18 protein-coding genes are annotated in these 22,012 nt (G+C 74.0%); 15 read left to right on the forward strand and 3 right to left on the reverse strand.

Annotated features, from left to right (window positions below):
- Positions 1-40: 40 nt before the first annotated feature.
- Together ACH495_RS16000 and ACH495_RS16005 are read left to right on the forward strand one after the other, a co-directional pair.
- Complete coding sequence (locus tag ACH495_RS16000; RefSeq protein WP_396858474.1) at positions 41-607, forward strand: adenine phosphoribosyltransferase; 567 nt, start codon at positions 41-43, stop codon at positions 605-607.
- A 252-nt stretch (positions 608-859) separates the two neighbouring features.
- Positions 860-3,295: a RelA/SpoT family protein gene (locus ACH495_RS16005; RefSeq protein WP_396858581.1), complete on the forward strand. Its 2,436-nt coding sequence runs from the start codon at positions 860-862 to the stop codon at positions 3,293-3,295.
- 60 nt (positions 3,296-3,355) lie between these two features.
- Here the strand turns inward: ACH495_RS16005 and ACH495_RS16010 are convergent, their stop codons facing one another.
- Positions 3,356-4,192 carry a peptidylprolyl isomerase gene (locus ACH495_RS16010; RefSeq protein WP_396858475.1) on the reverse strand — a complete coding sequence of 279 codons (837 nt, stop codon included), beginning with the start codon at positions 4,190-4,192 and terminating at the stop codon, positions 3,356-3,358.
- Positions 4,193-4,257: 65 nt separating this feature from the next.
- Positions 4,258-5,109 carry a peptidylprolyl isomerase gene (locus ACH495_RS16015; RefSeq protein WP_396858476.1) on the reverse strand — a complete coding sequence of 284 codons (852 nt, stop codon included), beginning with the start codon at positions 5,107-5,109 and terminating at the stop codon, positions 4,258-4,260.
- Positions 5,110-5,368: 259 nt separating this feature from the next.
- On the opposite strand from ACH495_RS16015, the gene ACH495_RS16020 reads away from it, so the two are divergent.
- Genes ACH495_RS16020 through ACH495_RS16030 form a run of 3 tightly spaced genes read left to right on the forward strand, consistent with a single transcriptional unit; the run spans position 5,369 to position 8,445 of the window.
- Positions 5,369-6,082 (forward strand): MBL fold metallo-hydrolase, encoded by a 714-nt coding sequence (locus ACH495_RS16020; protein ID WP_396765769.1) that lies wholly within the window; start codon positions 5,369-5,371, stop codon positions 6,080-6,082.
- A gap of 41 nt (positions 6,083-6,123) precedes the next feature.
- Positions 6,124-7,458, forward strand: a complete 1,335-nt coding sequence (hisS, locus tag ACH495_RS16025; protein WP_396858477.1) for a histidine--tRNA ligase — start codon at positions 6,124-6,126, stop codon at positions 7,456-7,458.
- Positions 7,459-7,509: 51 nt separating this feature from the next.
- Positions 7,510-8,445 carry an acyl-ACP desaturase gene (locus tag ACH495_RS16030; protein ID WP_396858478.1) on the forward strand — a complete coding sequence of 312 codons (936 nt, stop codon included), beginning with the start codon at positions 7,510-7,512 and terminating at the stop codon, positions 8,443-8,445.
- Positions 8,446-8,590: 145 nt separating this feature from the next.
- Here ACH495_RS16030 and ACH495_RS16035 read toward each other — a convergent pair whose 3' ends face one another.
- Positions 8,591-9,100 carry a PaaI family thioesterase gene (locus tag ACH495_RS16035; protein ID WP_396858479.1) on the reverse strand — a complete coding sequence of 170 codons (510 nt, stop codon included), beginning with the start codon at positions 9,098-9,100 and terminating at the stop codon, positions 8,591-8,593.
- 56 nt (positions 9,101-9,156) lie between these two features.
- On the opposite strand from ACH495_RS16035, the gene ACH495_RS16040 reads away from it, so the two are divergent.
- From ACH495_RS16040 to ACH495_RS16085, 10 genes are all read left to right on the forward strand, one after another.
- Positions 9,157-9,630, forward strand: a complete 474-nt coding sequence (locus ACH495_RS16040; RefSeq protein WP_396858480.1) for a winged helix-turn-helix transcriptional regulator — start codon at positions 9,157-9,159, stop codon at positions 9,628-9,630.
- Between the two features lie 213 nt (positions 9,631-9,843).
- Entirely contained in the window at positions 9,844-10,890 is a 1,047-nt protein-coding gene (locus ACH495_RS16045; RefSeq protein ID WP_343442174.1) for a S1 family peptidase, read from the forward strand.
- 91 nt (positions 10,891-10,981) lie between these two features.
- Complete coding sequence (locus ACH495_RS16050; protein WP_396858481.1) at positions 10,982-12,604, forward strand: MFS transporter; 1,623 nt, start codon at positions 10,982-10,984, stop codon at positions 12,602-12,604.
- A gap of 83 nt (positions 12,605-12,687) precedes the next feature.
- The gene (gene aspS, locus ACH495_RS16055) at positions 12,688-14,493 is read left to right on the forward strand and encodes an aspartate--tRNA ligase (RefSeq protein WP_396858482.1); all 1,806 of its coding nucleotides are present in this window, start codon (positions 12,688-12,690) and stop codon (positions 14,491-14,493) included.
- 115 nt (positions 14,494-14,608) lie between these two features.
- Positions 14,609-15,418: an SDR family oxidoreductase gene (locus ACH495_RS16060; RefSeq protein WP_396858483.1), complete on the forward strand. Its 810-nt coding sequence runs from the start codon at positions 14,609-14,611 to the stop codon at positions 15,416-15,418.
- Between the two features lie 73 nt (positions 15,419-15,491).
- Positions 15,492-16,103, forward strand: a complete 612-nt coding sequence (locus ACH495_RS16065; protein ID WP_396858484.1) for an ArsR/SmtB family transcription factor — start codon at positions 15,492-15,494, stop codon at positions 16,101-16,103.
- Entirely contained in the window at positions 16,100-17,551 is a 1,452-nt protein-coding gene (locus tag ACH495_RS16070) for an MFS transporter (protein ID WP_396858485.1), read from the forward strand. Before ACH495_RS16065 ends, ACH495_RS16070 begins: the two co-directional genes overlap by 4 nt.
- A gap of 453 nt (positions 17,552-18,004) precedes the next feature.
- Positions 18,005-18,574: a GNAT family N-acetyltransferase gene (locus ACH495_RS16075; RefSeq protein ID WP_396858486.1), complete on the forward strand. Its 570-nt coding sequence runs from the start codon at positions 18,005-18,007 to the stop codon at positions 18,572-18,574.
- Positions 18,575-18,637: 63 nt separating this feature from the next.
- Positions 18,638-18,850 carry a hypothetical protein gene (locus ACH495_RS16080; protein WP_396858487.1) on the forward strand — a complete coding sequence of 71 codons (213 nt, stop codon included), beginning with the start codon at positions 18,638-18,640 and terminating at the stop codon, positions 18,848-18,850.
- A gap of 74 nt (positions 18,851-18,924) precedes the next feature.
- The gene (locus ACH495_RS16085; protein ID WP_396858488.1) at positions 18,925-20,427 is read left to right on the forward strand and encodes a replication-associated recombination protein A; all 1,503 of its coding nucleotides are present in this window, start codon (positions 18,925-18,927) and stop codon (positions 20,425-20,427) included.
- The last annotated feature ends 1,585 nt before the right edge of the window (positions 20,428-22,012 follow it).

Consider the following 22,012-nt stretch of genomic DNA (forward strand, 5'->3'; position numbering starts at 1 on the left):
ACGGACGCCGTCGTCGTTTCGAGAGGACATGGGACGCACCGTGACGGAGACGCACACCACCGGCGTACGGGGAGACAGCGGCCCGGAGGTCGCCCGGCTGGTCGCCAGCCGGCTGCTGGACGTGCCGGACTTCCCCAAGCCGGGGGTCATGTTCAAGGACCTGATGCCGCTCTTCGCCGACGGTGTCGCGTTCCGCGAGGTGATCGACGGGATCATCGCCTACCACGGGCCGGAGTCCTTCGACGTGGTCGCCGGCATCGAGGCGCGCGGGTTCGTGCTGGCCGCCGCCGTCGCGTACGCCACCGGGGTCGGCGTGGTGCCGGTGCGCAAGGCCGGCAAGCTGCCCCGCGCCACCCACTCGGCCTCCTACGCCCTGGAGTACGGCGAGGCGACGCTGGAGGTGCACCAGGACGCGTTCACCGCCGGCCACCGGGTGCTGGTGCTCGACGACGTGCTCGCCACCGGTGGCACCGCCGAGGCCACGCTCGACCTGGTGGAGCGCGCCGGCGGCACGGTCTCCGGGTTCACCGTCCTGCTGGAGTTGGGCTTCCTCAAGGGCCGCGAGCGTCTCGCCCCGCGCCCGGTCCATGCCCTGTTGACCGTTTGACCCAGGTCGTCCTGGGGGCCCGCCGGCACCGACCGTCCGGGGGAGCGGTGGCGTACCCTCCGTACGGGTAGCATTGCCCTTTGCCTGACCGGGCGGGCGACCGTCCGGGCGGCGGAGCCGCCGGGGTCGAGCCCCGGTGACCGGCGCGGAACAACACCGACCCCCGGGTCGGTTGGACCAGACGTCGGCCGGACGGCCGGCGCATCCCGGCGAACGGTGAGGAGGCCGGTGTCCCACGATGTCGTCCCTCCGGTGGAGGGCACGGTGCACCCGACAGGCGATGCGGACGGCTCGGTGACCGAGCGCGACGGCAACCCACCGGTCGCCGCGACCGGCGACACGCCGGACGCGACGGCCGACGACGGGGTCGTGGTGCCGTTCCCGACCGACGGTCCCGGTGACCCCACGTCCAGCGGCGGCTTCGCCCTCTCCAACGCGCCGACCGGCCGGCGGGTTCGCGCCCGGCTGGCGCGGTTCAACGCGCCCTGGCAGACCTCGCAGGTCAGCGAGGTGTTGGAGCCGCTGATCGCGACCCACCGGGTGAACCATCCGAAGGCCGACGCGCGGCTGTTGCAGCGCGCCTTCGACACCGCCGCCCGCTGGCACTCGGGGCAGTACCGCAAGTCCGGCGACCCGTACATCACGCACCCGCTCGCGGTGGCGACCATCCTGGGCAACCTGGGCATGGACACCACCACGTTGGTGGCCGCGCTGCTGCACGACACCATCGAGGACACCGAATACACCCTCGACGCGATGCGCGCCGACTTCGGTGGCGAGGTCGCGCTGCTGGTCGACGGCGTCACCAAGCTCGACAAGGTCAAGCTGGGTGACGCGGCCAAGGCGGAGACCATCCGCAAGATGGTGGTGGCCATGGCCAAGGACCCCCGGGTCCTGGTGATCAAGCTGGCCGACCGGCTGCACAACATGCGGACGCTGACCTTCCTGCCCCGTCCCAAGCAGGAGCAGAAGGCCAAGGAGACGCTGGAGATCCTGGCCCCGCTGGCGCACCGCCTCGGCATGAACACCATCAAGTGGGAGCTGGAGGATCTGGCCTTCGGCACGCTGTTCCCGAAGCGGTTCGAGGAGATCAACCGGCTGATCGGGGAGCACCAGCCGCAGCGCGAGGCGCTGCTGCGCCAGGTGACGCAGAAGGTCCAGACGGACCTGAAGGCCGCCAAGATCAAGGCGGAGACCACCGGCCGGCCGAAGCACCTCTACTCGATCTACCAGAAGATGATCGTGCGCGGGCGCGACTTCAACGACATCTACGACCTGGTGGGTGTGCGGATCCTGGTCGACACGGTGCGCGACTGCTACGCGGCGCTGGGCGTCATCCACGCCAACTGGCAGCCGGTGCCGGGCCGGTTCAAGGACTACATCGCCATGCCCAAGTTCAACATGTACCAGTCGTTGCACACGACTGTCATCGGGCCCACCGGCAAGCCGGTGGAGATGCAGATCCGCACGTACGCGATGCACCGCACCGCCGAGTTCGGCATCGCCGCGCACTGGAAGTACAAGGAGCACAAGGGCACCCAGGTGGTGGGCCCGCCGGCGCACATCGACGAGATGACCTGGCTGCGGCAGTTGCTGGACTGGCAGCGGGAGGCGGCCGACCCGAGCGAGTTCCTGGACGCGCTGCGGTTCGACCTGTCCAGCCAGGAGGTGTACGTCTTCACCCCGAAGGGCGACGTCATCCCGCTGCCGACCGGGTCGACGCCTGTCGACTTCGCGTACGCGGTGCACACCGAGGTCGGGCACAAGTGCATCGGGGCGCGGGTCAACGGCAAGCTGGTGCCGCTGGAGTCGACGCTCTCCAACGGCGACGTGATCGAGATCTTCACGTCGAAGTCCGACACGGCCGGCCCGACGCAGGACTGGCTCGGCTTCGTCAAGAGCCCGCGCGCCCGCACCAAGATCCGACAGTACTTCAACAAGGAGCGGCGCGAGGAGGCGATCGAGGCCGGCAAGGACTCGATCGTCAAGGCGATGCGCAAGCAGGGCATGCCGTTGCAGCGGATGCTCACCTCGGACGCGCTGATGGCGATCGCCCGGGACCTGCACCTCGCGGACGTGGCCTCGCTCTACGCGGCGGTCGGCGACAGCCAGGTCTCCGCGCAGTCGGTGGTGCAGAAGCTGATGGCGTCCTACGGCGGCGAGGAGGGCGCGGCGGAGGACATCGCCGAGACCGCCGTCGCCACCCGGCCGCCGCGTAGCCGGCAGAGCAGCGCCGACCCGGGCGTGGTGGTGCGCGGCGTCAGCGACGTCTGGATCAAGCTGGCCCGCTGCTGCACGCCGGTGCCGCCGGACTCGGTGTTCGGCTTCGTCACCCGCTCCGGCGGGGTCAGCGTGCACCGCGACGACTGCGCCAACGCCGAGGACCTGCGGGCCCAGCCCGAGCGGGTGGTCGAGGTGAGCTGGAAGCTGACCTCGGCGTCGACGTTCCTGGTCGCCATCCAGGTGGAGGCGCTGGACCGGCACAAGCTGCTCGCCGACGTGACCCGGGTGCTTTCCGAGGAGCGGGTGAACATCCTCTCCGCGACGGTCACCACCACCCGGGACCGGGTGGCGGTCAGCCGGTTCAGCTTCGAGATGGCCGACCCGAAGCACCTCGGGCACCTGCTGGCCGCGGTGCGCAAGGTCGACGGTGTCTTCGACGCGTACCGGGTCACGTCCGGGGCCTGAGCACGCACCTACGAGAAACGCCCGCCGGTCCAGCCGGCGGGCGTTTCTCGATGACGCGGGTCAGCCCTGGATGTCGCTCAGGGTCACCTTGGTCATGACGATCTCCTTCTTCGGGTGACCGCCGCCGGCCTGCTTCGCGAACGCGCCGTCGTCGCCGGCCGCGGCGACCTGCTTCACCACGTCCATGCCGCCGGTGACGGTGCCCAGCACGGTGTAGTTCGGGTCGAGCGGGGAGTCGCCGTACACGATGAAGAACTGGCTGCCGGTGCTGCCCGGCTGGCCGGAGTTGGCCATCGCGATGACACCCTCCGGGTACGGCGGACGCTTGTTGGCGGGCAGGTTCTCCTCGGCCAGGTTGTAGCTCGGCCCGCCGGTGCCGTCGGTGTCCCGCCAGCCCTTCCCGGTCGCGCTCGGGTCACCGCACTGGAGCACCTTGATGCCCTGGGTGACCAGGCGGTGGCACTTGGTGTTGTCGAAGAAGCCCTTGCTGGCCAGGTGCGTGAAACTGCCGGCGGTGCACGGCACGGCGCTGCGGTCCAGCTTCGCGGTGATCGGCCCCAGGTTGGTGTCGATCGTCATCGTCTGGGTGCCCTTGTTCGCCTGCTGCGTCGGGGGCAGCCCGACGTCCTTGATCTGCGCCGGCCGGCCCTCCTTGGGCACCTCGTTGTAGGTGCACTGGGCGAAGCCGGCCGCGGTGCCGGCCTGCTGCTTGTCGTCGTCGTCGCCGAGCGACGTGGCGAGCCAGACGGTGCCGGCCACCACGAGCACCAGCACGGCCGCGGCGCCGACGATCGCCTGCGTCTGCCGGCGCTTGCGGGCCTTGCCGGCCCGCTCGGCCATCTCCCGCTCGAGCCGGGCCCGCGCCGCCGCCCGCTGGCGGTCTCTCGTGGACGTCACGGTCACTCCTCACGTGCTGTGTATCGGGGGACGGCGTCGCGCGCCGCCGAGTCGAAAAGGGTGGATCAACCGGCGCTGGGGCTGCCCGCCGGCGCGGCCTTCGGCTCGCCGACGGTGAGGCTCTGGATCACCACGTCCGTCTTCGGCTTGACCTTGGACCCGCTGCCATTGTCCACGGTCGGGATCGCGCCGATCTTCTCCACCACGTCGAGCCCGCCGGTGACCTTGCCGACGACGCTGTAGGCCGGCTTGGCCGGGCTGAAGTCCTTGAAGAAGATCAGGAACTGGCTGCCGTTGGTGCCCGGCGGGTTACCGACCAGGGCGACGGTGCCCTTCGGGTAGGCCGGTGACTGCCCCGGCGCGGGCGAGGCCGACGGGCTCGCCTCGGGCGCGGTGGGGACGTTCTCGTCGAAGAACGAGTAGGTCGGCCCGCCGATCCCGGTGCCGCTCGGGTCACCGCAGCGCAGCGCGCCCTCGGTGGTGATCTCGTGGCACTTGGTGGTGTCGTAGAACTTCCGGCTCGCCAGGTGGGCGAGGCTGGCACTGCCGCAGGGCGCGGCGGCCAGGTCCAGGTCGACGGTGATCGGCCCGCCCTGGTTGGTGGTCACCGTCATCGGCCGCGTGCCCGAGGTGGGCAGGCCCTTGGTGGCCGGCGTGCCGGCGTCCTTGAGGTTGGCGTTCGCGGCGCCGTCCTGCGGGGTCCAGAGGCAGGTGTCCTCGGCGGCCTGCTTCTTCGGCTCCGAGTCGAACGCGCCGAGCGCCCAGGCCGAGCCGGCCACGATCAGCACGAGCACCACCGCGGCGCCCACGCCGGCCTGGATCTGCCGGCGGCGCTTCGCGGCCGCGGCCCGCCGGGCGAGTTGCCGGTCGAGCTTGGCCCGCGCCATCTTGCGCTGCCGGTCCCTGCTGGAAGCCACAGGTGCTCCCCTTCCTCTGCCTGATCGTCGCCGGCGTCCGGGCGCCGCCCGCCGTCCTCGGTCGGGGTGCGCCACGCCACACGCCCGCCAGAGTGTACGGCTACCGACTGGGAAAGTGGTGTACGAGGTCCGGCCTCGCCTTATCGGGCGTTGTCACTGGGGCCGGTGGGGCGTCCGGGCGTGGTGGCGGGCGAAACCCGTTCGCCGGTACGACTAGGCTGCTGAGCGAGGACGACGACCGGACGGAGAGGGGACGGACGTGCTCGTGGCCGGCTTTCCCGCGGACGCCTTCGGCACCAACTGCTACGTGGTGGCGACCGCGCCGGGGGAGCAGTGCGTGGTGGTCGATCCCGGCATCGGGGTGCTCGACCGGCTCGACGCCGTGCTCGCGGAGCACCGCCTGCACCCGGCCGCCGTGCTGCTCACCCACGGCCACCTCGACCACACCTTCTCGGTGGCGCCGGTCTGCGGCGCGCGCGGCATCGCCGCCTACGTCCACCCGGAGGACCGCGAGCTGCTGGCCGACCCGTCCAAGGCGCTGTCCATGGACCTCACCGCGCTCTTCGGCGGGCGCCTGCCGTACGCCGAGCCGGACGACGTGGCCGAGCTGACCGACGGCGCGACGCTGTCGCTGGCCGGGTTGGAGATCACCGTCGACCACGCCCCCGGCCATACCGGCGGGTCGGTGCTGTTCCGGATGCCCGGCGCCGGCTCGCCCTGGGAGGCCGACGAGATCTGCCTCTCCGGTGACGTGCTCTTCGCCGGCTCGATCGGCCGCACCGACCTGCCGGGCGGCAGCATGCCCCGCATGCTGGCCAGCCTCCGGGAGAAGGTCCTCCCGCTGGCCGACGACACCGTCGTCCTGCCCGGCCACGGCCCCGCGACCACCATCGGCCGCGAGCGCGCGAGCAACCCGTACCTCGTCGAGGTGGCGGATTCCGCGCGCCCGGCCGCGCCCACCCGAGGCCTCTAGACCCGCACCCGCGCCCCGCGCGGGATCGCAAGGAGTACGCCATGAGCAAGCCCACGCCCATCTCCGGCTTCCCCGAGTGGACGCCGGCGCAGCGGATGATCGAGCAGTTCGTGCTGGACCGCATCCGCGCCACGTTCGAGCTGTACGGCTTCGCGCCGCTGGAGACCCGCTCGGTCGAGCCGCTGGACCAGTTGCTGCGCAAGGGGGAGACCTCGAAGGAGGTCTACCTGCTGCGCCGGTTGCAGGCCGACGCCGACGGGCCGGCCGGTGACGACGCGCTCGGCCTGCACTTCGACCTGACCGTGCCGTTCGCCCGCTACGTGCTGGAGAACGCCGGCAAGGTGCAGTTCCCGTTCCGCCGCTACCAGATCCAGAAGGTGTGGCGGGGCGAGCGCCCGCAGGAGGGCCGCTACCGGGAGTTCCTCCAGGCCGACATCGACATCGTCGACCGGGACACGCTGCCGGCCCACTACGAGGCCGAGATGCCGCTGGTGATCGGCGACGCGCTGCGGTCGCTGCCCGTCCCGCCGGTGCGCATCCAGGTCAACAACCGCAAGATCTGCGAGGGCTTCTACCGGGGCGTCGGGCTGACCGACCCGGAGGCGGCGCTGCGCGCGGTGGACAAGCTCGACAAGATCGGGCCGGCCAAGGTGGCCGAGCTGCTGGCGGAGACCGCCGGGGCGAGCGAGGCGCAGGCCAAGGCGGCGCTGGCACTGGCCGAGATCTCCGCGCCGGACGCCTCGTTCGCCGACGCGGTGCGTGCCCTCGGCGTCGACGACCCGCTGCTCGACGAGGGCATCGCGGAGCTGACCGCCGTGGTGGAGACCGCCGCCGCGCACGCGCCCGGCCTCTGCGTCGCCGACCTGCGCATCGCCCGAGGGTTGGACTACTACACCGGCACCGTCTACGAGACCCAGATGATCGGGTACGAGCGGTTCGGCTCGATCTGCTCCGGCGGCCGCTACGACAACCTGGCCAGCGCCGGCAACACCCGGTTCCCCGGGGTGGGCATCTCGATCGGGGTGACCCGGCTGCTCGGGCTGCTCTTCGGCGCCGACGCGCTCACGGTGTCCCGCTCGGTGCCGACGTGCGTGCTGGTCGCGGTCACCGCCGAGGAGGACCGGGCGGCCAGCGACGCGGTCGCGGCGGCGCTGCGGTCCCGGGGCGTCCCGACCGAGGTGTCGCCGTCCGCGGCGAAGTTCGGCAAGCAGATCCGGTACGCCGAGCGCCGTGGCATCCCGTACGTCTGGTTCCCCGGCGCGGACGGCGACGAGGTGAAGGACATCCGGTCCGGCGCGCAGGTGGCCGCCGCGGCGGGCGAGTGGACGCCGCCCCGGGCCGACCTGAAGCCGCTGGTCGCCGGCGCTGGCGTCTGACGACGATTCGACCTACGGTGGCGTAAGTTACGCCACCGTAGGGAGAACGTCGTGTCCGTGCTCAGCCAGACCGCTCTGCTCACCGAACTCGAACCGGTCGTGGAGAAGAACCTCGACCGGCACCTGTCGCTGGCCAAGGAGTGGTTCCCGCACGAGTACGTGCCGTGGAGCGACGGTCGCACGTTCGACGGCCCGCTCGGCGGCGAGGCGTGGTCGGAGGCCGACTCGACGCTGCCCGACGCGGCCCGCACCGCGCTGATCGTCAACCTGCTCACCGAGGACAACCTGCCCTCCTACCACCACGAGATCGCCAGCCTGTTCGGGCGGGACGGCGCGTGGGGCACCTGGGTGCACCGGTGGACCGCCGAGGAGGGCCGGCACGGCACCGCGATCCGCGACTACCTGACGGTGAGCCGGGCGGTCGACCCGGTGGCGCTGGAGCGGGCCCGGATGGTGCACATGTCCGCCGGCTACCGCAACGTCCACGACGACGAGGTGCTGCACTCGCTGGCGTACGTGTCGTTCCAGGAGCTGGCCACCCGCATCTCGCACCGCAACACCGGCCGGGCCACCGGCGACCCGATCTGTGAGGCGCTGCTGGCCCGGGTGGCGGCGGACGAGAACCTGCACATGGTCTTCTACCGCAACCTGCTCGCCGCGGCCTTCGAGCTGGCGCCGAGCCAGGCCATGCGGGCGGTCGCCGACGTGCTGGCCGACTTCCAGATGCCCGGGGTGGGCATCGACGGCTTCGCCCGCAAGTCGGTGGCGATCGCCCTGGCCGGCATCTACGACCTGCGCCAGCACCGTGACGAGGTGGTGGTGCCGGTGCTGCGCCAGTGGAACCTGTTCGAGGTGACCGGCCTGAACGGCGACGGCGAGGCCGCCCGCGAGCAGATCGCCGCCCAGCTCGACACGCTGGAGACCCAGGCGGCCCGCTTCGAGGAGCGCCGCGCCGCCCGAGCCGCCCGCCTCACCACACCCCGCTGACCCCCGCCCCTTCACCCCCCACTTCCCGCTGATTCACGGAAAGAGTGGCTATCTGCGGCCGGATAGCCACTCTTTCCGTGAAACTGCGCGGCGCGGTGGGGCGCGTGGGGCGCGGCGCGGTGGGGCGCGGTGGGTGGGCGGGGAGTCAGGCGGGCGGGGGTAGGGGGAAGAGGAGGCAGGTGGAGGTGGCGTGGGCTACCAGGCGGTTTGCCGGGTCGGTGAGGCGGGCCTCGGCCAGGGCGGTGCGCCGGCCGCGCTGGAGCACGGTGCCCTCGCAGCGCAGCGTGCCGCTGGCCACGGTGACCGGGCGGAGGAACTTCACGTTCAGGTCGAGCGAGGTGTAGCCGACGCCGACCGGCAGCGTGGTGTGCACCGCGCAGCCGGCGGCGGTGTCCAGCAGGGTGGAGAGGACGCCGCCGTGCACCGTGCCGAGCGGGTTGTAGTGGAACTCCTGCGGCACCAGCTCGACGACGACGCGACCCTCGTCGGCCTCCATCCGCGCCATGTCGATCAGGTGCATGACCGGCGGCGCGGCCAGCTCGCCGGCGATCATCGCGCGCAGCAGGTCGAGACCGCTGCGGCGGCCGAGGTGGGCGGCGCCGGCGACCGGGTCGGACCAGGTGAACGTGCGACTGCGCTCCTGCGTCTGGGTCATGGACTCAGCCTTGCAGCGCGTTGCTGAGTCTGTCAATCAGACCTAGCCTGGTCGGCATGAGACCCGCGGCACTGGACTGGTCGGTGGAGAACTGCACCATCGCGCGCGCCATGGAGATCCTCGGCGAGCGGTGGACCGTGGTCGTGCTCCGCGAGGTGTTCAACGGCGTACGCCGCTTCGACGACATGCGGGTGCGCACCGGCATCCCGCGTCAGGTGCTGACCAACCGGCTGGCGATGCTGGTGGAGCGCGGGGTGCTGCGCCGGGAGCCGTACCGCGAGCCGGGCAGCCGGCCGCGGCACGAGTACCGGCTCACCGGGATGGGGCTGGACCTGTGGCCGGTGCTGGTGGCGGTGCTCGGGTGGGGCGACCGGTACCTGGCCGACCCGGAGGGCCCGCCGCTGAGCGTGGCGCACCGCGACTGCGGCGGCGAGGTGCGGGTGGCGCTGCGCTGCGCCGAGGGGCACGACGTGACCGCGGCGCGCGACGTGTTGCCGCGTCCCGGCCCGGGCGCGCGTCGTCGCGGCTGAGCAGGGCCGCGTCGGGTCTGACACCTGGTGGCGATGTTGTTGCCACGGCGTTACATGCGGCGGCGGTGCGAATCCGGTCAAACGCATGTCTTGTTTACGATCTTAAATGTGTGAATACTTTGGTCAGCCCGGACGGTTTCCCCAGGTCGCCCGGGTTGTCCTCGGGCGTTCCCCCATGACAGCGCCCGTTCACCCCCATTCGGAGGTTGTTACATGCGACCCACGAGGTCCACGCTCCGTCGCGCCGCCGCCGTCGCCGTGGCCGGTACCCTGGTCACCGGTTCCCTGCTCGGCGCACCCGCTCAGGCCGCCCCCTCGCCCGCCTCGCCCGACGCCGCCGCCTCCCTCGTCGCCAAGCTCGGCGACCGCGCCGCCGGCACGTACGCCGACGCCAGCGGCAAGATGGTCGTCACCGTGACCGACGCCGCGGCCGCCCGCCAGGTGCACGCCGCCGGCGCCGTCCCGAAGCTCGTCACCCGCGGCGCCAACCAGCTCAAGGCCGCCACCAGCGAGCTGGAGCGCTCCGCCAAGATCCCGGGCACCGCCTGGTGGACCGACGCCGCGACCAACCAGGTCGTCGTCTCCGTCGACAGCACCGTCACCGGCGCCAAGCTGGAGCGGGTCAAGGCCGCCGCCGCCCGCACCGGTGGCGCGGTCCGCATCGAGGCCGAGGCCGGCACGCTGACCACCCGGATCTCCGGTGGCCAGGCCATCTACACCGGCGGCTACCGCTGCTCGCTCGGCTTCAACGTGCGCAGCGGCTCGACCTACTACTTCCTGACCGCCGGGCACTGCACCAACCTGGGCTCGACCTGGTACTCGAACTCCGGTCAGACGAGCGTCCTCGGCACCCGGACCGGCACCAGCTTCCCGGGTAACGACTACGGCATCGTCCGGCACAGCAACTCGGCCAACGCGGCCGGCAACGTCTACCTCTACAACGGCAGCTACCAGGACATCACCACGGCCGGCAACGCGTACGTGGGCCAGGCCGTCAAGCGTTCCGGCAGCACCACCGGCCTGCGCAGCGGCAGCGTCTCCGCCACCAACGCGACGGTCAACTACGCCGAGGGCAGCGTCTCCGGCCTGATCCGCACCAACGTCTGCGCCGAGGGCGGCGACAGCGGCGGCTCGCTCTTCGCCGGCAGCACCGCGCTCGGCCTCACCTCCGGCGGCAGCGGCAACTGCTCCTCCGGCGGCACCACCTACTTCCAGCCGGTCACCGAGCCGCTCAGCGTCTACGGCGTGAGCGTCTTCTGATCCGTACCCCACGAACGGGCCGCCGGGCGACCGGCGGCCCGTTCCGCGCGTACCGGGAGTGCCGGGCCCCGGACCGGGTAGGTATCGGCCGGTGAGCGCCTCCCCGACCGACGTGACCGACGTGACCGACGTGACCGACCGGCAGCCGTCCGCCTGGGCGCCGCTGCGGTCGGCCGCGTTCCGCAGCCTCTGGCTGGCGGTGCTGGCCAGCAACATCGGCACCTGGATGCAGACCGTCGGCGCGCAGTGGCTGCTGGTCGATCAGCCCGGCGCCGCGACGCTGGTCGCGCTGGTGCAGACCGCCAGCATGCTGCCGGTGCTGATGCTGGCGCTGCCGGCCGGCGCGCTCGCCGACACGTTCGACAGGCGGCGGTTGCTGATCGCCGTGCAGTGCTTCCTGGCCGCCGTCGGCGTGCTGCTCACCGTGCTGACCGCGGCCGGCCGGATGCCGCCGGCGCTGCTGCTCACGCTCACCTTCGGCCTCGGTGTCGGGCAGGCGCTCACGCTGCCCGCCTGGCAGGCGGTGATCCCCGAGCTGGTGCCCCGCTCGCAGCTCGTCTCCGCCTCGGCGCTCGGCTCGATCAGCGTCAACCTGGCCCGCTCGGTCGGACCGGCGGTGGCCGGCGTGCTGGTGGCCCAGGCCGGCGTGGCGGTGGTCTTCGCGGTCAACGCCGTCTCGTTCGCGATCTTCGCGCTGACGTTGCTGCGCTGGCGACCGGAGCGCCGGGACGCCGACACCACACCGGAGCGGTTCACCGCGGCGCTGCGCGCCGGTGGCCGGTACGTCCGGCACTCGCCGGTGGTCCGCCGGATCCTGCTGCGCGCCGCCCTGTTCGTGGTGCCCGGCAGCGCGTTGTGGGCGCTGCTGCCGCTGGTCGCCAGCCGTCGGCTCGGCCTCGGCGCGGGCGGCTACGGCGTGCTGCTCGGCGCGCTCGGCGTCGGCGCGGTGGCCGGCGCCCTGGTCCTGCCCCGGATCCGCCGGGTGCTCACCAGCAACCACCTGCTGCTCCTCGCCGGGCTGCTGTACGCGGCGGTGCTGGCGGCGCTCGCGCTGGTGCCGGTACCGGCGGTGGCGGTGGTCGCGCTGGTCCCCGCCGGGCTGGCCTGGATGACGGTGCTGTCCAGCGTCAACGCCGCCATGCAGCTCTTCCTGCCCGGCTGGGTACGCGCCCGCGGCCTGTCGGTCTACCAGATGGTGTTCGCCGGCGGTCAGGCGCTCGGGGCGGTCGCCTGGGGCGCGCTCGGCGAGTTCACCGGCCTGGTCGGCGCGCTCACCGTGGCCGCCGCGCTGATGGCGGTCGGCGCGCTGAGCGTGCTGCTCTGGCCGTTGCGGGAGACCCGGGGCGTGGACCGTGACCCGGCCGTGTACTGGCCCGAGCCGCACCTGACGCTGGAACCGCCGGCGCGTGGCGGCCCGGTGCTGGTCACCGTCTCGTACACGGTCCGCCCCGAGCGGCAGGCCGAGTTCGTCGAGGCGATGCGCGCGGTCGGCCGGTCCCGCCGGCGTACCGGCGCGATGCGCTGGGGGCTGTTCCGGGCCGGGGAGCGGGCCCACGGCTACGTCGAGGTGTATCAGGTGCCGACCTGGGAGGAGCACCTGCGCCAGCACGGCGGCCGGCTCACCGGGGCGGACCGGGTCGTCGAGGAACGGGCCCGGGCGCTGGCCGAGGACGACGTCCGGGTCAGTCACCTGCTCCCGGCCGAGCCGGACTGACCGGACGGGTGCCGGGGAACCGGCCGGCCCGCCCTGACAGAATGCTTCGGAGCAGTCGTGGACCAGATGAGGAGTCGCCAGCCGTGATCCGTACCCACAATGCCGGAAGCCTGCGCGCCGCGGACGCCGGCTCGACGGTGACGCTCGCCGGGTGGGTGGCCCGCCGGCGCGACCACGGCGGTGTCATCTTCGTCGACCTGCGCGACGCCTCCGGCGTCGTGCAGGTGGTCTTCCGCGAGGAGGACGCGCACGCGCTGCGCAACGAGTTCTGCGTCAAGGTCGTCGGCGAGGTGACCCGCCGTCCCGAGGGCAACGAGAACCCGGACCTGCCGACCGGCGAGGTCGAGGTGACCGCCACCGCGCTGGAGGTGCTCTCCGAGGCCGCGCCGCTGCCGCTGCCGGTGGACGACCAGGTCGAGGCCGGCGACGACATCCGGCTCCGGTACCGCTACCTCGACCTGCGTCGCGGCGGCCCGGCGAAGGCGATGCGGCTGCGCTCCAAGGCCAACCAGCTCGCCCGCACCGTGCTGCACGAGCGGGACTTCCTGGAGATCGAGACGCCGACGCTGACCCGCTCCACCCCGGAGGGCGCGCGCGACTTCCTGGTCCCGGTGCGCCTCCAGCCGGGGAGCTGGTACGCGCTGCCGCAGTCGCCGCAGCTGTTCAAGCAGCTGCTCATGGTCGGCGGCATGGAGCGCTACTACCAGATCGCCCGCTGCTACCGGGACGAGGACTTCCGCGCCGACCGGCAGCCGGAGTTCACCCAGCTCGACATCGAGATGTCGTTCGTCACCGAGGACGACGTGATCGACCTCGGCGAGGCGATCGTCGCGTCGCTCTGGAAGGAGCTGGCCGGCCACGAGATCGCCCGGCCGATCCCGCGGATCACCTGGCACGACGCGATGGCCCGCTACGGCTCCGACAAGCCGGACCTGCGCTACGGCGTCGAGCTGACCGAGCTGACCGACTACCTGCGCGGCACCGCGTTCCGGGTGTTCGCCGGCGCGATCGACGCGGGTGGCTACGTCGGCGCGGTGGTCATGCCGGGCGGCGCGAGCCAGACCCGCAAGGAGCTGGACGGCTGGCAGGACTGGGCCAAGGCGCGTGGCGCGCGCGGCCTGGCGTACGTGGTGCTGGACGCGGAGACCGGCGAGGCGCGCGGGCCGGTGGCGAAGAACCTCTCCGCCGAGCACCTGGGTGGGCTGGCCGACGCGGTCGGCGCGAAGCCCGGCGACGCGGTCTTCTTCGCCGCCGGCACGGACACCCGGGAGGCGCAGGAGCTGCTCGGCGCCGCCCGCATCGAGATCGCCAAGCGGGCCGGCCTGGTCGACGAGAGCGCCTGGGCGTTCTGCTGGGTCGTCGACGCGCCGATGTTCGAGCGCACGGACGACGGTGGCTGGACCGCCGTGCACCACCCGTTCACCTCGCCGAACGCGGAGTGGGTGGACCGCTTCGAGGAGGCGCCGGACCGGGCGCTGGCCTACGCGTACGACATCGTCTGCAACGGCAACGAGATCGGCGGCGGTTCGATCCGTATCCACCGGGGCGACGTGCAGCAGCGGGTGTTCGACCTGCTCGGCATCACGCCGGAGGAGGCGCAGGACAAGTTCGGCTTCCTGCTGGAGGCGTTCAAGTACGGCGCCCCGCCGCACGGCGGCATCGCGTTCGGCTGGGACCGGGTCTGCATGCTGCTGGCCGGCGCGGACTCGATCCGCGAGGTGATCGCGTTCCCGAAGACCCGCGGCGGCTTCGACCCGCTGACCGGCGCGCCGACGCCGATCACCGGGCAGCAGCGCGCCGAGGCCGGCATCGACGCCAAGCCGAAGGCGCCCGCCGCCCCGCACGCCGGCACCGCCGGCCCCGCCGCCCCGGTCGCCGACCCCACCTGATCCTCCCTCTCACCCCCACGTCCCACCCGGCGTGAGCTGTCGATCATGAGGTTGGCGGGACGGCGCGCGGCGTGTCGTCCCGCCAACCTCATGATCAGCGCGTCGGGGGTGCGGGGTGGAGCTGGTGGTCGTGGGCGGCAGCGGGTTTCTGGGCGGTGAGGTGTGCCGGCAGGCGGTCGCCGCCGGCTGGCGGGTGGTGGGGACCTGCCACTCGGGCGCCGTCGGGGTGCCCGGCGTCGCGGAGCGTCGGCTGGACGTGACCGACCGGGCCGCGGTGCGCGCGCTGCTGACCGAGGTACGCCCGGACGCCGTGGTCAGCACCCCGTACCGCTTCGACGACTGGGCGGTCACCGCCGACGGGGCGGCCCACGTCGCGTCCGCCGCCGCCGAGGTGGGCGCGCGGCTGGTGCACCTGTCCAGCGACGCGCTGCACGCGGGGCGTCCGGCGCCGTACGCCGACGACGAGCCGCCCACGCCGGTGTATCCGTACGGGGCGGCCAAGGCGGCGGCTGAGACGGCGGTGCGGGCGGTGGACCCGGGGGCGCTGGTGGTGCGGACCTCGCTGATCCTCGGGGCGGGGAGCAAGCAGATCCAGCGCTGCCGGGACGCGCTCGCCGGTCGGGCCACGCTGTTCAGCGACGAGATCCGCTGCCCGATCGACGTCACCGACCTCGCCGCGGCGGTGCTGGAGCTGCTCCCGACCGACCTGGCCGGCCCGCTGAACGTGGCCGGCCCGGACCAGGTGAGCCGCGCCGACGTCGGACGGCTGCTGGCCCGCCGGCTCGGCGTCGACCCGGCCGGGCTGCGGACCACCACCACGACCGCCGCCGGTCTGCACCGCCCGATCGAGGTACGCCTCGACTCCACCCGGGCCACCGGCCTGCTCCGGACCCGCCTGCGCGGCGTCGCCGAACTGTTCGCCTGACCACCCCACCGCTTGCACACTTTCTTTGCACGGGTCTTGTGCACGGGAAGTGTGCACAGATATTGTGCATCGCATGGAGAGTGAACAGACCCGTCCCGAGCCGCGCCGGGTCCGGCTGGACCACCAGCAGGTGCGCGTGCTGGCCCACCCCCTGCGGATGCGCCTGGTCGGCGCGCTGCGGGTGAACGGGCCGGCCACCGCCACCCGGCTCGCCGAGCTGCTCGGCACCAACACCGGCGCGACCAGCTACCACCTGCGCCAGCTCGCCGAGGTGGGCATGGTGGTGGAGGACCCGGAGCTGGGCACCGGGCGACAACGGTTCTGGCGGGCCGCGCACGACGTCACCCAGTGGGAGGCCAGCGACTACGACGACGACCCGGACGCCCGCGCCGCCATCGAGTGGATCGAGGCGGACTACATCCGCTTCTTCACCGAGCACGCCGAACGGTGGGCCGCGCAGCGCCACGAGTGGTCGCCGGCCTGGCGCGACGCGTTCGGCATGGGCGACTTCTTCATGCGGATCCCGGCCACCCGCCTGGAGGCGATCAAGGCGGAGGTCTTCGCGCTCCTCGAACGGCACCGCGACGAGACCGACCCCGACGACCCCGACGCCGAGCTGGTGCAGCTCTACCTGGCCGCCTTCCCGCTCAGCCCGGTCCTGCCACCCACCGAGGAGAAGCCGTGAGCGTCCTGTCCGTACGCCAGATCCGGTTCCGCTACCTCACGCTCCACGGCCTGCGCTGGCTGCCCAGCGGCCTGCTCATGACCGTGATGATCCTGCTGATGCAGGAGCGCGGCCTGTCGCTGTCCCAGATCGGTCTGGTCGCCATCGCGCAGGGCCTGGTGGTGCTGGCGCTGGAGCTGCCCACCGGCGGGTTCGCCGACGCGCTCGGCCGCAGACCGGTGCTGCTGACCGCCTGGGTGGTCGCGCTGGCCTCCCTGGCACTGATGGCGGTGGCCGACTCGTTCTGGATGTTCTTCCTGGTCTGGGCGTTGCAGGGCGTCTACCGGGCGCTCGACAGCGGCCCGCTGGAGTCCTGGTACGTCGACGCCACGCTGGCCGCCGACCCGGACGCCGCGTACGAACGCGGCCTCGGCTGGGCCGGCACCGTCATCGGCGTCGCCATCGGCGTCGGCGCGCTGCTCGGCGGCGGCCTGGTCGCGCTCGGCCCGATCGGCCCGGTCAGCGCGCTGACCGGACCGGTGCTGGTCGCCGCCGCGCTCCAGGCCGTCTCGATCGTGGCGCTGCTGACGCTGATGAGGGAGCAGCGCCCCACGTCGGGCCCGGCCACGTTACGGACCTCGGTGGCGCAGGCGCCCCGGATGGTCGGTCAGGCCGTCGGCCTGCTGCGCCGCAACCGGGTGCTGCTGGCGCTGGTCTCCGTCGAGCTGTTCTGGGGCTTCGGCATGGTCACGTTCGAGTCGCTGCTGCCGATCCGGCTGTCCGAGGTGGTCGGTGGCGCCGACCGGGCGGCGGCGCTGCTCGGCCCCGCCGGCTCGGCCGCCTGGCTGGCCAACGCGGCAGGCGCCGCGCTCACCCCGGTCCTGCTGCGTCGCCTCGGCGCCGCGCCGGCCGCCGCGCTGATGCGGGTGCTCCAGGGCGTGACGGTGGTCGGCATGGGCCTGCTCGCCGGCCCGGTCGGCGTGCTGCTCGCCTACCTGGCCTGCTACACCGTGCACGGTGCGTCGAACCCGCTGCACATGGGGCTGCTGCACCGGCAGGTCGACGGGCCGTACCGGACCAGCGTGCTGTCGCTGAACTCCATGATGGCCCAGCCGGCCGGTGCGCTCGGCGCGGTGGTGCTCACCGCGCTGGCGGACGCCACCAGCGTCCGCGTGGCCATGCTGGTCGGCGCCGTGGTGCTGGCCGTGGCCGCGCCGCTCTACCTGCCGGCCTGGCGCGCCGGGCGAGCCGCCGCGCGGTCCGGGGTCGCGGAGCCCGGTGCCCCAGCGTCAGGTGCCGCCGTGTCGGGGGTCGCGCGGTCCGCGGCGGGCCCGGTTCCCGCGACCGGTCCCGACGGAATCCCCGCCGGCCCGGGGCCGGTGGCCGTGCCGGTGTCGGCACCGTCGGCCGATGCCGATGCCGATGCCGGTGCCGGTGCCGGGTCTGGGTCGGTGGGCCGGTCCCGCTGACGGATGTCGCCCGGCGTCGGGGCGAAGATGGCCGCCGGGGCTGCAAACTTGATGGCGCGAACGACTCATGCCGACCACCGGCGGATCGACCAGCGCCCGATCCATCCGTGCCATCAAGTTCGTCGCCCCACGCGAGATCTTGGTACGGAATGGCCCCCAGAGGGGCCGAACCGTTCCAAGATCTCCGGGAATCTCGACGAGTGGGCGGGGGCCCCAGCGCCACGTGGTCGTACCGGGTGAACCGGGCGCGCGCCATTCCGGCGGTCAGCGCCCCGCCCAGCCCTCGGCCGCGATGCCCGGGCGTGACGCCCGGGTCGCCTCTCCCCGCGGCCTGGTCGCGTCGCAGCGCGTGCCGGGCGTACGGGTGGTGGCCGGTCGCGGCGAGCACCGCCTCCCGTCCGGTCGGCGCCTCGTCGACCGTGATCATGCCGCCAGCCTCCGAGAGGACCAGCCATGACCCCCATCCGCTCCGTCCGGGCGGTCCGCCTGCCCGGCTCGCACTGCGTGCTGCGCGAGTGGACCGACGCCGACGTCCCCGCCCTGCACGAGTTCCTCACCGAGCCCGGCATGCTCGACGGCGTCCTCGACGAGGAGACGCCGACCGTCGAGGTGGTGCGCGGCGCGCTACCCAGGTGGCGCGACACGGCCGCCGGGAAGCCGCGCCCGGAGTACCGGCTGGCGGCCGTCGACGGCGACCGGCTGCTCGGGCTGGGCGTGCTGACCGTGACGTCGGTGGAGCACCGGCGCGGGGAGGTCGGCTACGCGGTGCGGACCGCGCACCGGGGCGCCGGGATCGCCACCGGGATCACCCGGCTGCTGCTGGACCTCGCGTTCGAGCGGGTGGGGCTCCACCGGGTGGAGGCGACCGCCCGGCCGGACCACGTCGCGTCCCGCCGCGTACTGGAGAAGGCCGGCCTGCGGCCGGAGGGGGTGAGCCGCGACCACCTGCTCGTCCGCGGCGTCTGGCGGGACTCCGCGCGGTACGCCGTGCTCGCCACCAACCGCCTCCACGGTGGAGATTGACGAACAGACCGATCGGGTACATCCGTCGCCGACCTACTGGGAACCCCCACCGGAGGAAACGACATGCTCGCCATTCTCGCGGCCATCGTGTTCGGCTTCGCGCTGCTTCTCGACTTCATGAACACCAACCTCGGCGCCCCCGATCTGTTCAGCACCCCGACGCTCATGCTGATCGGCTTCCTGCTGCTCTCGCTCTACCTGGCCGGGGTCGGCTCCGGCCCGCGCGGCGGCGGTGGCGGCCGGTGGTACCGGGGCCGGCGTCCGGGTCGCGGCTGACCGGAAAAGACCACACGGGTCGGGTCGGCGGCGCGATTCCGGCGCCGTCGGCCCGGCCCGGTACTGTTCTCGTGATGGAATCCGACGCCCTCTTCACCCTCGGCGAGCCCGCCGGAGCGCCCGGCGCACCCGCGGCCTCCGGCGGCGTCGACGGTTTCACCGACACCCGCGCGGATTCGCCGCTGCCGGTCCGGATGCGGCCGGCCGGCCTCGACGAGCTGATCGGGCAGGACCATCTGCTCGCCCCCGGCGCGCCGTTGCGCCAACTGGTCGAGGGGGCCGCGCCGATGTCGGTCATCCTCTGGGGTCCGCCCGGCAGCGGCAAGACCACGATCGCCCACCTCGTGGCCCGCGCGACCGACCGGCGCTTCGTGGCGATGTCCGCGCTGACCGCCGGCGTGAAGGACGTGCGTGCCGTCATCGAGACCGCCCGGCGGCAACGCCGCTCCGGCGGCCCACCGACCGTGCTCTTCATCGACGAGGTGCACCGATTCAGCAAGACCCAGCAGGATTCCCTGCTCGCCGCCGTCGAGGACCGCACCGTCACACTGCTCGCGGCGACCACGGAGAACCCGTACTTCTCGGTCATCTCGCCGTTGCTGTCCCGCTGCGTGCTGCTCACGCTCCAGGCGCTGGACGACGACGCCGTGCGCGGGCTGCTGCGCCGCGCGGTGGCCGACGAGCGTGGGCTCGGCGGCACGCTGACCCTGGCCGAGGACGCGGAGGACCATCTGGTCCGGCTCGCCGGCGGCGACGTACGCAAGGCGCTCACCGCGCTGGAGGCGGCGGCGGCCACCGCGACCGCGACCGGCGCCGGGCGGATCGACCTCGCCGTGGCCGAGCAGGCGGTCGACGTGGCGGCCGTGCGCTACGACCGGGACGGCGACGCGCACTACGACGTGACCAGCGCCTTCATCAAGAGCATGCGTGGCTCGGACGTGGACGCGGCACTCCACTGGCTGGCCCGGATGCTGGTGGCCGGCGAGGACGCCCGGTTCATCGCCCGCCGGATGGTGATCTTCGCCAGCGAGGACGTCGGCATGGCCGATCCCACCGCGCTGACGGTGGCCACCGCCGCGGCGCACGCGGTGGAATACGTGGGCCTGCCCGAAGCCCAGCTCAATCTCGCGCAGGCGGCCATCCACCTCGCCACCGCCCCGAAGTCGAACTCGGCCACCACCGCCATCGGGGCCGCCGTCGCCGACGTGCGCGCGGGTCGCGGCGGGTCGGTGCCGCGCGGGCTGCGCGACGCCCACTACTCCGGGGCGCGGGGGCTCGGCCACGGAGCCGGTTACCGCTACCCGCACGACGACCACCGGGGGGTGGTCACCCAGCAGTACGCTCCGGACGACCTCGTCGGGATCGACTACTACCGGCCCAGCGGGCACGGCGCGGAGCGGGCGGTGGCCACTCGGCTGCCGGTGCTGCGTCGGATCGTCCGCGGGTCGCCCGCACCGGTGACGCGGGGGGAGGCCGGCGTGCCGGCCGCCGCCACCGGAGTCCGGGCCGGCGGCACCGAGCAGGTCGGCGGGGCGAGTGAGGGTGGCGGCGACGCCACCGAGGGGGGTCAACAGTGATGGCGCGTGGTCCGGATCGGCCGGCGGACGGCCCTGACGAGCGGCGCGATCCAAAGGCCAAGGGCCGCCGGTGGGGACGCGGCCGGTCCGCCGAGGCCGAGCCGGACCAGGCGGTCGCCGGCGAGGAGTTCGGCTGGATCGACGACCTGCGTACCGCCAAGCAGCAGCGCGGCGAACTGGGCCCGGAGGGGGAGACGCCGCCGGGTCCGCGACCCGGGGCTGCCCGCGCCCCCGAGCCGGACCGGCCGCCCCGCCCGGGCGCGGCGCCCCCGCCGGGTCCGGCCGGCACCGGCCCCGGTGCGCCACCGGCGCCCGGCGGCCCGGTCGTTCCGCCTCCGGCACCCGGTCGCGCTGCCGCGCCGGCTCCCGATCCCGGCCGACCCGGCCCGCCGCCTCCGGCGCCCGGTCGACCTGGTCCGCCGCCGCCGCCGACGTCCGGTCGGCCGGGCCCGCCGCCGCCGACGTCCGGTCGGCCGGGTGCGCCGCCGCCGACGTCCGGTCGGTCCGGTCCGCCGCCGGCCGCCGGTCAACCTGGTCGCGCTCCGCAGGCGCCCGGCGGACCTCAGCCGCCCGGTGCCGGGTCAGCCGGTCGCACCGACGCGGCGATGCCGCCGGTGACCGGCCGCTCCGGAGCGGCGGCACCGCCGGCCCCAAGCCGTCCCGCCGAGGCGCCGCCGGCCCCCGGCCGCTCCGGCCCGGGCCTGCCTCCCGGTGCCGTGCGGCCCGGCCCGGCTGCACCCCCCGCCGGGCCCGGCCCGCGTCCGCCGGTGGCCCGGCGTGGTCCCGACGGCCCCGGATCGGGGCCTGCGGCGCCGCCGGTCCGTCCCGCCGGCCCGGAAGCGGCCGCCCCGCGCCGTCCGGTGGAGGGGCCCTGGCCCGGTGTGCCCGAGGCACCCCGGCCGGACGGCCCGCCACCGCACCGCAGCCCGGACGGCCCGCCACCGCACCGCAGCACGGACGGCCCCACCGGCCGACAGCCGGCGGTCGCCGGCCGGCCGGCCGGTCCTCCCGTCGTGCCCCCGGCCGGCCCGCCCGCCGGGCGACCCGGGCCCGACCGCGCCCCGGCCGAGCCGGGCCCGGGATGGCCGTCCCCCGGGGACGGCGACGTCTCCCGAGCGGCGGCGCCACCCACCCCGCGCGGCCGGCACGGCGCCGAGACGCCCGGCCCCCACGCCGCCGGCACGCACCCCGGGGCCCGACCCGCCGGTCGCCGCGTGTCGCCCGACGACTCGGGCGCGATCGGGCCGGTCTCCGGCGCGGGCCGCCGGGCGCGGCCCGACGGCGGGCCGACCGATGCGCCGCCGGCCCCCGGCGGTGGACGGCGTTCCCGCCACGAGGCGCCGCCGTCCGCCGGTGGCCACCGCTCGCCGGACGGTGACCCCGCCGCCCGACCCGTCCCGGGTGCCGGCCGGCGGGCCGCCGCCGAGCTGGACCGGCCGACCGCCGTACCCCGCAGCGGGAACGCCCCGGACGTCCCCGGCGCCACCGCGCCCGTTTCCGGCGGCCCGACGGAGGCGGCGGGCCCGCCCGGTTCCCGCCGCGCCCCGGCCCGCGGCCGGCGGGCCGCACCCGACGCCCCCGGTGA

The sequence above is a fragment of the Micromonospora sp. NPDC018662 genome, from assembly GCF_044391475.1.
Classification (GTDB): Bacteria; Actinomycetota; Actinomycetes; order Mycobacteriales; family Micromonosporaceae; genus Micromonospora.